Raw genomic sequence first — 13538 nt, forward strand, 5'->3', positions numbered from 1 at the left:
GCTCCAGCCCCAATACTTTGCAAAGAAGCTCACGCAAAGCCCCGAAGGGTTCGCTCACCTACGCGAAAACCTTTGCGCCTTTGCGTCAAACCAACCGCCTTCTTTGCAAGGTGGTGGCGCTAGGCCTGCCAACAAAAGCTCGTTTCGCGAGCCTTTGTTGGCAGAACAACCTTATGTCAATTCAGCCGTGCTGAAAACCGTGCTGAAGGCACGACAGTAGATGACGACCGACATAAAGCCGTCAAGCTCCAGATCGGCAGGGATCGCGTAGTTCTGATTGCCTTCGTTGGCCGTCAGGCGCTCAAACTCAATATAACCAGGCCCGGTATCATGCAGTTCCGCACTGCTACGTGGCATAGGGTGACCGGCAATGCCAATGCGCAGATCCGGGCCGTTCTGCGCTTTGAAGTTTTCGAGCCGTAAAATACGACTACCATCGGGCAGTTGGTAGATGGTTGCCACACCCTCTGCCCAGTGCAGCCGGTCAATAAAGGTAAACGTGCCACTCGCTAGGGCAATTGGCTCAGTTGGCTCAACAGGACCCGTTGGTTCCACTTCTGGCGTAGGTTCAAGAGCAACCGTTGGTTCCACTTCTGGCGTAGGCTCCTCAGCCGCCCCCGGCGTAGGCTCCTCAGGAATCGCCGTCAGTGCGAGAGGGCTGGCACCATCAGGCGTAGCCGTTGCGAATGGCACTGCCACAACCTCAGGCGCTGCTGTTGGATCCGGGATGGCTGAGGCATCAACTACAGGAAAGGCTTCATCCACCCGCGTGCTGAAAAAAAGCGGACTGATCGCCCACCAGGCAAAGACTCCTCCGAGCAACAAAGCTGATAGGCCAAGCCATACGACGAGTGTTGGTACACGACGCTTTGTATGTGGATGTGACATAGACATGTTCCTTTCGCTGAATTCCTGAGGGATATAATACCCCTAGACGGGTTGTGCCTGAGGAGTGCTGGCTTTAGCCGGCTAATGGTCTTCTCGTACATAATCCGCTCTCGCCCACGAAGGTGGGCTTCGCTTCCCATAGCCGAGAGCTTCAGCCCGAAGGACTCAGATGCATACCGGATTCATTTCTGAAAGACCATAAGTCGGCACTCCTGGTTACAACCCAGATAGGAGTACTATAGCGTACAATAGCTTCAAAGTGAGAACTGTGAGCTATCATACATAACACCAGATCCATCGTCAGGATCGAGGCACGCGTTACTCTACCCGTACATTGATAGGAGCTTTATGTCGCTTACAGCAACATTACTCGTGCGCAATGCGCGCATTGCCACCCTTGATCCAGCCCGGCCTTACGCCGAAGCCATGGCCGTCGTTGGCGAGCGCATTGCCTGGCTCGGCAGTGACGCCGATGCCGCCACCTGGCATGGCCCTGCCACCAAGGTGCTCGATGCCGAGGGGCGCCGCATCCTGCCTGGCCTGATTGATAGCCATTTCCATCTGCTCTCCGGTGCCCTCAGCCTCGGTCAGCTTGCCCTCGAAGATGCCGCCGATCTTGAAGAGGTGCAGGCCCGCCTCCGCACGGCTGCGACGCCGCTTCCTCCAGATGCCTGGCTGATCGGAAGAGGCTGGAAATATCGCCTCTTTGCTGGCGGCGAGACCATCCATCGCCACCTCCTCGATGCCGTGGTGCCTGATCGTCCGGTCTTCCTGACGGCCTTTGATGGTCATACCGCCTGGGCCAATACGAGAGCACTCCAGATGGCAGGTATGCTGCATGGTGCCGAGACAGGCAGTGACTTCAGTACGGTGGTGCTCGACGACGCTGGCTTCGCCACCGGCGAGTTGCGCGAGAACGAGGCGATGACGCTGGTGAGCCGCCTTCTGCCGCCTGTCACCGATGCAACCCGGCTCGCCTTGCTTCGTCAAGCGTTACGTCAACTCGCTGCCCTCGGCTTGACCGCCATCCACAATATGGACGGCGACGAGCATCAGGTCAGGTTATTGCAACACTTGATTGCCAATGATGAGTTATCTCTGCGCGTTCTCTTGCCCCTCTCGCTCTCACCAGGCGACGATCCTGGCCGCATCAAACAATGGGCAGCAACAACCGGGCAGCTTCACGGGCCATATCTGCGCACCAGTGCGGTAAAACTCTTTATGGATGGAGTAGTCGAGTCAAAAACAGCCCTTTTACTTGCGCCATACGCCGATGGCAGCGGCGATCTGGGCGTCGCCAACTATAGCTTCGAAGAATTTGTCCATCTGGCAAGCACAGCCGATGCGTTGGGGTTACAGGTCTTTGTCCATGCCATCGGTGACGCCGCCGTACGGCAGACGCTCGATGGCTTTGCCGCTATCCAGCATACGAACGGGCGACGTGATGCACGCCATCGCATCGAGCACGTCGAATTGCTTGATCCTGCCGACGCCCCACGTTTTGCCGAACTGGGCGTCATTGCGGCGATCCAGCCCATTCATGCCAACTTTGGGCTCGATCCGCAAAACACCTGGCGACGGATGAGCGGGCCGACACGCTGGCCCTGGGGTTTCGCATGGCGACGGCTGCGCGACGCCGGTGCCCATCTCGCCCTGGGCAGTGACTGGCCCGTCGCCGACGCCAGCCCGCTCAAAGGCATCCACGTCGCGCTCAACCGAGAACCTCTCGATCATGGCCTACCCAACCAACGGCTCACGCTTGACGAAGCACTTGCCGGTTACACCACCTGGGCCGCCTACGCCGGCCACCGCGACGATGATCTAGGGCAACTGACCCCAGGCTACCTCGCCGACTTCATCATCCTTGACCGCGACCCCTACAGCCTCCCCGTCGAAGAACTTGCCACCATCAAGGTCATCCTCACCATCGTCGGCGGCAAAATCATCTTCACCGCCTCCTGAGCACCCTCTGCGCCTCTGCGGCTCCCCGCCTCTGCGTTACATCCTCCCCCCAAACAAAAACCAGGGGCGGCACCCACGCCACCCCTGGTTCAGATGAAGCTCTCACTTCAAACCTCAATCAGCGCTTGCCGGGGCCTTCACCACCTCACTGATCTGTTCCGTCTCACGCTTGCTTTGCCAGATCGCCCAGACCAGCAGGGCAAAACAAAAGATCATACCAATGATCACCGCAGGGCTACCAGGCGTAATGGTGACCACAATCGGAGCAATAATCAGTGCCACCAAGTTGATCACTTTGATCATCGGATTGAGTGCCGGGCCTGCCGTATCCTTGAGGGGATCACCAACGGTATCACCAACCACAGCGGCTTTATGAGGCTCGCTATGCTTGCCGCCAAAGTTGCCCTCTTCGATATACTTCTTGGCATTATCCCATGCCCCACCAGCATTCGACTGGAAGACCGCCATCAACTGACCCGAGAGAATAATGCCGGCCAAGAAACCACCAAGTGCTTCAACCCCAAGCAAGAAGCCCACCAGAACCGGCACCATCACCGCGATAATCCCGAGGCTGACCAATTCCTTTTGCGCAGCCGTCGTAGAAATCATCACTGCACGGGTATAATCCGGCTGAACCTTGCCCTCCATCAGGCCGGGGATACGGAACTGACGACGCACTTCAGTGACAATCTGCGCAGCAGCGCGCGAAACGGCACGAATAGTCAGCGCCGAGAAGAGGAAGGGCACTGCGCCACCTATCAACAGCCCAATAAAGACCGGTGGCTGCGCCACATTGATCCCCGTCAGCAACTGAACGCCCTGTTCACCCGCATCAATCAATTGCTGCTGCACTTTATTGACATCGGTAAGGTACGAACCAAAGAGGGCCACAGCCGCAATGACTGCCGAACCGATGGCGATCCCCTTGGTAACAGCCTTCGTCGTATTGCCAACGGCATCAAGGTCATCCATCACATTACGGGCATTCTTATCGAGTCCCGCCATCTCGCCGATACCATTGGCATTATCCGAGATCGGCCCGAAGCTATCCATCGAAATCGTATTGCCCGTCAGCAAAAGCATCCCAATACCAGTCAATGAAACGCCATAGAGCACTGCGGTAAAGGCAACAATAGGATCAGCCGAAAAACTATTGAAGATGAGCACCGAACTGAAAATCGAACCAGCGATAACCATCACCGCCCAGACGCTCGACTCCATGCCCAGCGCCAAACCCGAGAGAATATTGGTCGCCGCGCCTGTCTGCGAAGCCTTGGAGGTCTCTTTGACAGGGCTATAGTGGGTACTGGTGAAATACTCGGTAAGCTTATCAAGCACAATCGCCAGCACCAGACCAGAGAGGGTTGCCAGCAACGGGCGCCAGTCAACACTGCCATCGGGATTCGTCATGAAGAAGAAGCTCGCCACGATGCCACCGAGGGCAGCGACGACGGCAGCCACATAGAAACCACGGTTCATCGCTGCCATGGCATTGCGGCGACGCTCATCGGTGCGCACCAGACTATTGCCAATCACCGAGGCAACCACGCCAATCGCCCGCAAGATCAACGGGAAGAGAATAAAGCGCAGATCATACTGACCATCGCCAAGCGTCCCCATAACCGCATCACCAAGCACCAGGCCCAGGATGAGCGCCGAAACCAGCGTCACTTCAAAGCTCTCAAAGACATCCGAGGCCATCCCGGCGCAGTCACCGACATTGTCGCCGACCAGGTCAGCGATGACCGCCGCATTGCGCGGATCGTCCTCGGGAATCCCCGCCTCAACCTTGCCCACTAGGTCTGCCCCAACGTCAGCCGCTTTGGTATAGATCCCACCACCGACCCGCATAAAGAGCGCAATCAGTGAACCACCAAACCCAAAACCAAGCAAGGCATCAGGGGCGGCAATGCCAAAAACGATGAAGATGAGCGTCCCACCAAACAGGCCGAGCCCCACCGTGAGCATACCCGTCACCGAACCCGATTTGTAGGCGATCTGGAGCGCCGGATTGTAGCCTTTGCGTGCCGCCGCTGCAACCCGCACATTGCCTTCAACCGCAACACTCATGCCGACAAAACCAACCGCATACGAGAAGAGCGAGCCCATCAAAAAGGCGATAGCCCGCCCAATTGACACCCAGAGCACCGCAGCCTCTTCTGAGCCAAAACGCTCAACTGCCTCAAACGTAGGCGGGACAACCAATACGCTTGCAGCAAGGACAAACGTCAGAATAACAATTAGAATCGCAATCGTCCGAAATTGCTGACTCAGATATGCATTCGCACCTTGCTTGATAAAACCCCAGACCTCTTGCATCTTTGCCGTGCCCTTATCCTCGGCGAGAACCTGCGCCCTCAGGACAAAAGCATAGACAATACCCAAGACCGAAATGGCGAGCACAGCCCATACAGCCGCCTGCTGTAATGCATCCAGTCCTTCCAGCATCGCACAACTCCTTCGTTGCAGTGGGGGACTACATCAGCTTCAAGAACATGACGGGTAGCAAATAAGATATGCCTGAGGCATCAGCATATGTAACAATGCGACAACGTAACCCCATGATGGGGCATCTCGATGTACGCTGTTAGGGGAAATCCGAGCCCGGTGCCTGTCGATCAAGCCACCTACGGCGGACTTATTCTAGCACATGAAGGCTTGAATTGTAAAGATTGCCAAAGTAGACAAATGAGAACCGAAGGCCTCGTGCCGGGGCAGCCAAGTTGCCTCGGCACGAGGCCTTCAGCTTCAGTTCCCAGACCGTTGCAAACTAGGCAGGAAGACCTGATAGCGCTCAAATGAGAGCGGCGTAAAGGTACCCTTGAACGTGAAATGACTCGTATTGCCCGCACGATCCGTTGCCCGTGCGATGATCCGCAAGTCACCCGGAGCTATCGGCACAATGCTTTGATAGATGCCTGAGCCAGGATCGGTTTGTTCAAGCGCACGGTTTTCCCAGGTGCGCCCATCAGGGCCAATGTAGATCATGCTGACATTGGCAATGCCGCTTCGCCCAAACTCTGTGTTGAGCGAGATGTCACGCACCTGTATTTCTACAAGCGCCTCCGTCGCCTGTGCGAGTTCGATGTTGACATCAGGTGAACGGACAGCGACCGACTCGATGATGGGAGGCATCGTATCGCTCCGTAGCGCGAGGATCTCTCCGGTGAGCAACCTCGGATCGGGATCTTCATAGAAGACCTGGAAGACAAGTTGACGGTATGGGCGTAAGGTGCCAATTTTGCCACCAGGACTAGTCCGGAACTGTGCGATCGCGGTCACCAACTGATCACGCTGCAATTCCCCTTCGCCAACCGTGCTGTACGCAAACATTTTGTCGGGGAACCAGATCCCAATCCCCGCCGGAAACGCTGGTTCAATGTCGGTCTCAATGATCGGACTCGACGTCTCTGTCACCACCTGGGTGATCTGCGGATCAAAGCCCTCCCGTTCATCATAGATACCACCAATCATCACCACATCTCGCACCCGCAAGCGTTCCGTACTGCCGTTGCTGAGCGCACTGATATCGTAGGCAAGGTTGGGCAAGACTGGTACGGCAATCTGGTTGTTCTCAAAAAGCCGCGGCGGTCGGACAAAAGCCTCGCCAAAGCTATCCTCCACCTTGATACTCTCGGGGCCAGGCCGCAGGATCGTACTCCCCGTCCGAAGAACCGGGACAAAATTCTCGCGGCTGAGATCAATAGTGAAGGTGATGGTACGGGTGAGACGTCCCAGACGATCGGGTTGAATCGGTGTATTGATCTCGAGCGGTGCTGTCTGGGTTGGTGATGGATCCTCCAGTGGCGGCGGCAAGGGGTTTTCCATCTGCACCCGAATAAAGGGCAAGCCATAGAGCGTCATAATGCTGATCGCTTTGTAGTCATACGCGCTCAGCGTCGTCGAGTTGCGTACATAGCGCTGCTTGGACTTGACCAGCGCTTCGCCAATCGTTGGCCCAATTGGGAAGAGACTCTGGGCAGGTGAACGACCGAACGCTAGCACCTCAACTTTACGCGCCAGTTCCTCGGTAAGCAACACCGATAGCCGCTCAGAGTAGTCAATCCCGTCTGTGGTTCCATACCCATAGCCGGTATTGCCAATCCAGTTGCCGCCGTGACGGTTCAGTGCTTCAGCAAAGTCAGCCCGGTAGAGCAACGGCATCCCTTCGGCAAGCGCCCCAGTATGCACGTTGTAGCCACTGTGGCACCCGACCGAATAGCCAAGCGTCCCCATGAAGTAGACTCCAGGCGACGAAAATTCATACTCCGGCACCAGCAAGCGCTCGGCCGGGAAGTTGCCTGTGCGATCTTCAACCGCAGGCAATAATTGCCAGTGGTCAAAGTGGGCATTCACCGAGTTGAGCGCGAGCGGATTCGATTGCAGGTTGACAAAGCCATCTTGTGGTAACGGAAAGTCGGTGTCAAGCCGCCCATCAAACCAGGTGCGCTCAAGATCCGGGCGCGTCCATCGATCATTGATCAAGGAGTTGACTTCCTGAGGAAATGACCTAGTCGTCGTTAAAATACTGGTAACTGCCTGAGCTTGATCGGTCAAAAAGTCATATCCCGTCACTGAAGCACGGGCAGGCCCCGGTTGACCGTCACCTTGCGAGGTTACATCAATGTGCGACGGTCTGTTGGTGTATTCGCTACCATCAAGCTGTGCATTCAGATAGTTGGCGATGTCTTTGGGGGTCTCAACAATCCGTCCAACTGCCAGTTGCGGCAGATGGAAGGGATACCCATAAAAACGATACGGCCGCCCTGCGCCATACGGGCTATCCGTCAAGAGCATCCGATAACGCAAGGCAGCCCCAAGCGCACTATCGGGGATGAGCATATCCCGTCCACCCACGAGGTCACGGGTGTACGCCAGATAATCAGCCTCGTTGGCAATCGTGGTGAGATCCGGAACACGAAAGAACGGCACAATATTGTCACCACCAATTAAGACAATGTTACGGACATTCGGGAATGTGATCCGCGCATCTTCAGCCGCATTCCCATAATAAAATTCCGCATTTGTATTGGTGATGGAAGTTGTCTGTGTCGCTGCTTCGATCAGGTTGTCGATCAGGCCCGCAACATAGCTGGCATAGAGGGGGTTCCCTTGATTGGCATCCCAGAGATCATACACATCCGTGATCGTAGCCGTCGACGCTCTGCCAGACATCATTGGCTCTAAGCGGCCCAGATCGAGTACGATGCCATATTCAGGTGGAGCACCGTTGCTCTGCGGCGGACTCGACGCAAAGCGATCAAGCGCAAAGCCTATCGAGCTAATAGTGCCCGTCTGAGGATTTTCATCAGGCCCATAGATCTGCGCTAGACGCTGCGGGTGGTGAATATACAATGTTGTGATTTGCTCAGGTCTGACATCGCCTCCACCAGGCAAACTGGAAAAATCAAGCCGCAGTTCTACCTCTGGTGCCGATGGGGGTATCGTCAACTCACTCCCATCGAGACGTACCCCGAGACGGTACGGCAACGCATTCGTATCTCCGATAGGGTCTGCGCCGTTGTGCGGCACGACAACCACATAGTAGACCCCCGGCACCCAGATCAAGGTGTCAATCGTTTCGGGCGTACGACCACTGTTGATGCTGATGGCCCCGATGCTGCCTCCGATCGCCCCGATGCTCCCTCCGATCGCCCCGATGCTCCCTCCGATCGCCCCGATGCTCCCTCCGATCGCCCCGATGCTCCCTCCGATCGCCCCGATGCTCCCTCCGATCGCCCCGATGCTCCCACCAACCTGCGTAATGCCCTCGAGACCCGGAACCCCAGGATCAAAGTTAAGATCAATCCCAGCTTCAGGATCAGGCCCTCCACCAAACACCAGATCATAATCGGCAGGTAAACCATCCAGCACAATCTGGATGCGCGAGGCAGGCCGGGCAACCACCATGCGAAAGAAATCAACATCGGTCGAACGATCAATGACGCCTGTTATCGTCTGCTCCCAACTCTGGAGGGTGCGATCACCGATCGACTCGGCAGCTTGCGGTCGATCATTTGAATTGGTACCAGGCGCTTCTTGTTCGATATACGGAGGAAGTTTGGTGACTTCACTCAACATAGCCGCAGGAACCTCAACCGGCTCGGCCAGAGCAGTGGCAGTAGGCTGCCTCCCTAATGGCGCCACAAGAAGGGCCATCAAGAGCAGCATAATAAGTTGACGTGGCATGCATACGCTCCGATCTTAGGTAACAGAAGCAGTCGACACAGCGGGGTTGCTCACGCGAGCTTATAACGCCTGAACCAGCGCGAGATCGCGTTGGGCATCAAGTTCAGCAAAGATGGCCTGAGCTTCGGCGCGTGCCTGCGCAGCGGTCTCGCGATCACCCATCGCAAGCGCAAGGCGCGCTTGCTGATAGCGTGTTTTCCCCAACTCATAGCGATTATCAAGTTTGCTCAACCCAGTATAACTTGTCTCCAGACATGCCTGCGCTTTGGCAAAATCGCCAGATACCAGAGCCACCTGCGCACTGACCCGATGCGCGGTAGCCTCTTCGACTTTCATCGCCAGTTCGGCAGCTAAGATAAAAGCCCGTTCAGCATGGAGCCGAGCAACGGCGAGATCGCCCAGCGCCAGCGCCGCTTCAGCTGTTAAACGCAACACCTCGGGCAAAAAATTACGTGCGTTGATCTGCTGCAAGGTCTCAAGCGCCTCCAGAAAGAGCGGCATCGCATCAGCCGGGCGCCCCTGCAACAACAAGACCTCACCACGATTGTAGGTTGTGACCGCGACCCCTAGCGTCGAGCCGATCCGCGCAAACATGGCATTGCTCAGTTTATAGAGCTCACCGGCACGTTCAAGTTGATTGCGCCCCACCAGCACAACCGCAAGGTTATTCGAGGTACGCGCAATGGCCTGTACATCACCAATATTCTCACTTATCGCCAGGCTCTGTTCATAACAGGCGATCGTATCGGCCCACTGGCCCATATTCAGATAGACCATGCCAAGATTATTGAGCGTATCGCTCAAACCATCCAGCACGTTCTGTTGCGCAAAGAGAGCACGCGCCTGATCGAGGGCCGCGATCGCTTGATCGAGGATGCTTTGATCGCGATAGATCAGGCCCAAGAGTTTGAAGGTATGGGCTTGCTCTGACAGATTGCCCGCCTGTTCGGCCAACGCTTTGCCCTTCGAAGCCCATTCAATCGACTCGGCATACTTGCTCTGCCGAAAAAAGAGCCCGGCCCCAAGCAGATAACAACGCGCAAGCTCTTCCCCTCTTTCGAGCGACATTCCTTCCATGCCGGTACGTAACCAGGTAAATGCCTGTTCATAGTGCGAACGACGTTCCTCGACACTTGCCAGCAGACGATACATCCGCAGCCAGTTCTCTTCGCCGGGGGCTGTCAGTTTGAGCGCTTCCCCAAAATGAACTTCGGCATCGTCATACTCACCGAGCAATAACCGCAAATCGCCACTCTGCTCATGGATCAAGATAAGTTGTTGCTTCAACGACGGCGTAGCCTGCACCTCTTGCAGCCGCTGGGCGACCGTCAGGGCAATCCCATAGAGGGCCAGCGCATCACGATTCGCAAAACGTTGCGTTGCCTGTTCTGCGGCACGGATGTGATACGCAAGCGCCTGATCCCACGCTTCAGCCTGCAAATAGTGCCAGGCCAACACAGGCAGATGAGGTTCGAGTTGGCTACCTGCCAATGCCTCGATCCGGTGGGCCACCTGCTCATGCAAGACCCGCCGCCGAGCATAGAGAATCGCCTCATAGGCTACATCACGTAACAGGGCATGCCGGAAAAGGTAGCTCAGAATCTGATCAAGTTGCTCGGCCTGGATCAATTCAAAACTCACCAGACACATTAGCCCTTCATCAAGTGGCGACTGGCTCGCATACACACCTTCAATGATCGGGCGTTGAAAACGGCGCCCAATCACCGAGGCAACTTGGAGCAACGCCTGGCGCGGTTCATCCAGACGATCGAGGCGAGCTAGCAAGAGGCCTTCGATACTCCCCGGCAATTGAACCTCGTCGAGCGTACGCTCAAGCCGCCATTCACCCTTTTCCGTACGGCAAAGCACCTGTTCAGCGACCAGGGCATGGAACAACTCTTCAATAAAGAAGGGATTGCCCTGCGTGCGCTCAAGCAGCGGCAAGATTTCGGCGGGCGGTTCAGTGCCCCCCAGCAATTCACGCAAGAGCGCTACGCAATCTTCACTCGTAAGTTCACCTAACGGGATCTTGGCCGTCGTCGGCGTCTCAATCCAAAGGGCTGTGATCGGCGTATCAGGCCGATAGGTCACCAGCAATAAGAGCGGCAAGTCAACTGCGGCAAGGGCTAGTTGACTCAAAAGCTCATGTGAAGGCAGATCCGCCCAGTGAACATCTTCAATCAGGATCAGCATCCGATCTTGCCTGGTGGCCCCAGCAAAGAGCGCCACGATCAGTTCCTGGAGACGGTCGTGCCGTTGTTCAGGTGAAAGCGACGTGGTCAGCGGGCTCTCTTCCAGCGCAACTCCAAGCGCATCACCAAGCAGAGGCGTAAACCGCTCGAGGTCAGGGGCAAGCTGACGTACACGGATAGCAAGCCGTGTTGTCAACTCAGGTTCGTGCAAATAGCGCACCGACAAGGTCAACAGCGTGCGCAAAGGGCCACGTACAGCAGCGTACGGTGTCCGCTGATCATAGCTTTGACACTCACCCAGATAGATCGAAAACGACGGCATCGCCCGTCCATCAGGTGCCATGCTCGCAATCACGAGACGTTGCAACAACTCTTCGGCAAGCCGGGTCTTACCGGCACCAGCATCACCCACTAACGCCAGCATCCGACCATGCCCCAGCAACGCATCACTCGCCAGATCGAGCAAGGTTGCCAACTCGCGATCACGCCCAATCAAGGGGGTTGTCACTGTCCGTTGCTCAGACGCACCACCGCGTAACGGTATCGCAACGTCGGCAATCCGAACAACGCGTGACGGAATGACCGGCGCACGAATACCCTTGAGTTGCAACGGTGAACTATCAACCAGGTCAAACTGACCCGCCACAATGAGTCGGGTCGCCGGAGAGATGAGCACTTCGTGATCAGCGGCCGCTGACATCAACCGTGCCGCCAGGTTCACATTCGAGCCCATCACGGTATATTCATAGCGTGTCGAGCCCCCCACCCGCCCTGCAAAGACCGTTCCGGTATTGATCCCCATCTTATGCACAAACTGAAATGGCGTGGGCAAGACCGAGGCCAGCAAGGCTCCGACTTCAGCATTTGCTTCCTCGAGCGTTGTCGCGAGATCGAGCGCACAACGAATAGCACGCACCGAAGCATCCTCGTGGGCAACAGGAGCCCCAAAGAGCACCATCAACTTGTCGCCGTGCGTATACATATCAACTTTATTCACAATACCATCATACCGATGGACAACCGTCTGCACCCGGCGATAATAGGCATTAAAGACCGCTGCGGCCAGATCCGGCGCATCCTGCAGATGGGCAAGGATCGCGCTGAAATCGTGAATGTTGATAAAAAGCACCGTAACCGGTCGAAACTCGCCAAGCCCGACTTCAGAGACCTCGAGAAACCGTCGTGGCAACCCTCGCACCAGATATGGCTCAAGTGCCGCGAGTTGGTGCGTCAGCCGTTCGAGGGTTTGCAAATCATCAAACCCACTGTGATCAAAAAGATCAGTATGTGGCGGAGGTAGCACAGGTTCAGGCAGATCGGTCAGGCGATGAAAGCCACGGCCAACCCCTTGCACCGTAACGCCAGGAATATGTTCAATCGCCTCGCTTGAGATCACCACCTGCCCTGGCTCAGCCAGTTCCTGAGCCAGCGCCACCCGGTTCACCACCGGGCCAGTCACCACAAGCTCGACATGGCTCTGATCACCAACACTTGCCGCAAAGACACGCCCACTATGCACCCCAACGCGCAACCGCAAGGCAAAAGTACCAACGCGCGTTGCCAGATCAGCAAAGGCATCCATACGCCGTTGCATCGCAAGCGCAGCGGCAGCCGCAGCCGCCACATGCTGCTCACCCAGGCTGGCAGCATCAAAAAAGGCGGTGAGCGCATCACCACCAAATTTCAACAATGAACCCTGGCGGGCATGGATCTCGGCAATCAAGACATCAAAGAGGTGACTCACGATTGCCGTCACCTCTTCAGAACCCTGCCGCCCAAGACTGCTGAGTTGCTCAGAGAGCGCAGTAAAGCCAGAGAGATCGGCAAAGAGCAGACTGCCATTCCAGAAGGCCCCGGAAATATGCCCCGGTCGTGGCTGACGCAACTGATCCTGAACAAGGCGGGCAGGCATAAATGCCGCGCACGCCGCAAGACGCGTACGTAAGACAACCGCCAGTTGCACCCGCTCATTAGCGGGCAGATCACCTGTTTGCGCCAGTTGTGATGCCAACTCAGGATAATTCTGAGCGAGGAACCTGGCAAGATAAGAGACCTGAGTGTCCATAGAAACAACCATTTTATTGCGCTTCAATTGACAGCACTACATGAACGTCACTCAGGGTAGGGTTTCGATGATATGATTATGCACGATACTGACCGGTTCTGTCTAGCACCTACTCCAAGCAGCGTTGGCTGGTATGTTGGGCGGCTAAGCCGCCCAACATACCAGGAGACCGATACACATTAGGGACTACGCAGTGGCATCAGGACGCGCCCCGTCGCGCGGGCGCTTCGTCATGTCGGTCT

5 protein-coding genes are annotated in these 13538 nt (G+C 56.3%); 1 reads left to right on the plus strand and 4 read right to left on the minus strand.

Annotated features, from left to right (window positions below; genetic code table 11):
• Positions 1–171 precede the first annotated feature (171 nt).
• Positions 172–888, minus strand: coding sequence for a DM13 domain-containing protein (locus EKD05_RS18680; protein WP_165360803.1), 717 nt, complete (start codon positions 886–888; stop codon positions 172–174).
• 348 nt (positions 889–1236) lie between these two features.
• On the opposite strand from EKD05_RS18680, the gene EKD05_RS18685 reads away from it, so the two are divergent.
• The gene (locus EKD05_RS18685; RefSeq protein ID WP_129675732.1) at positions 1237–2850 is read left to right on the plus strand and encodes an amidohydrolase; all 1614 of its coding nucleotides are present in this window, start codon (positions 1237–1239) and stop codon (positions 2848–2850) included.
• A 114-nt stretch (positions 2851–2964) separates the two neighbouring features.
• On the opposite strand, the gene EKD05_RS18690 is transcribed toward EKD05_RS18685, so the two are convergent.
• The 3 genes from EKD05_RS18690 to EKD05_RS18700 form a co-directional block, all read right to left on the minus strand.
• Positions 2965–5298, minus strand: coding sequence for a sodium-translocating pyrophosphatase (locus EKD05_RS18690; RefSeq protein WP_240695849.1), 2334 nt, complete (start codon positions 5296–5298; stop codon positions 2965–2967).
• A 300-nt stretch (positions 5299–5598) separates the two neighbouring features.
• Positions 5599–9039 carry a peptidase gene (locus tag EKD05_RS18695; protein WP_129675735.1) on the minus strand — a complete coding sequence of 1147 codons (3441 nt, stop codon included), beginning with the start codon at positions 9037–9039 and terminating at the stop codon, positions 5599–5601.
• A gap of 60 nt (positions 9040–9099) precedes the next feature.
• Positions 9100–13296 (minus strand): adenylate/guanylate cyclase domain-containing protein, encoded by a 4197-nt coding sequence (locus EKD05_RS18700; RefSeq protein ID WP_165360804.1) that lies wholly within the window; start codon positions 13294–13296, stop codon positions 9100–9102.
• Positions 13297–13538 lie beyond the last annotated feature (242 nt).

The organism is Candidatus Chloroploca sp. Khr17 (assembly GCF_004138165.1).
In the GTDB taxonomy this organism is placed as follows: domain Bacteria; phylum Chloroflexota; class Chloroflexia; order Chloroflexales; family Chloroflexaceae; genus Chloroploca.

Excerpts from the sequence above, each read along its gene's own strand:
- EKD05_RS18680 (WP_165360803.1), bottom strand. The coding sequence starts at position 888 with ATGTCACATCCACATACAAAGCGTCGTGTACCAACACTCGTCGTATGG.
- EKD05_RS18685 (WP_129675732.1), top strand. The coding sequence starts at position 1,237 with ATGTCGCTTACAGCAACATTACTCGTGCGCAATGCGCGCATTGCCACC.
- EKD05_RS18690 (WP_240695849.1), bottom strand. The coding sequence starts at position 5,298 with ATGCTGGAAGGACTGGATGCATTACAGCAGGCGGCTGTATGGGCTGTG.
- EKD05_RS18695 (WP_129675735.1), bottom strand. The coding sequence starts at position 9,039 with ATGCCACGTCAACTTATTATGCTGCTCTTGATGGCCCTTCTTGTGGCG.
- EKD05_RS18700 (WP_165360804.1), bottom strand. The coding sequence starts at position 13,296 with ATGGACACTCAGGTCTCTTATCTTGCCAGGTTCCTCGCTCAGAATTAT.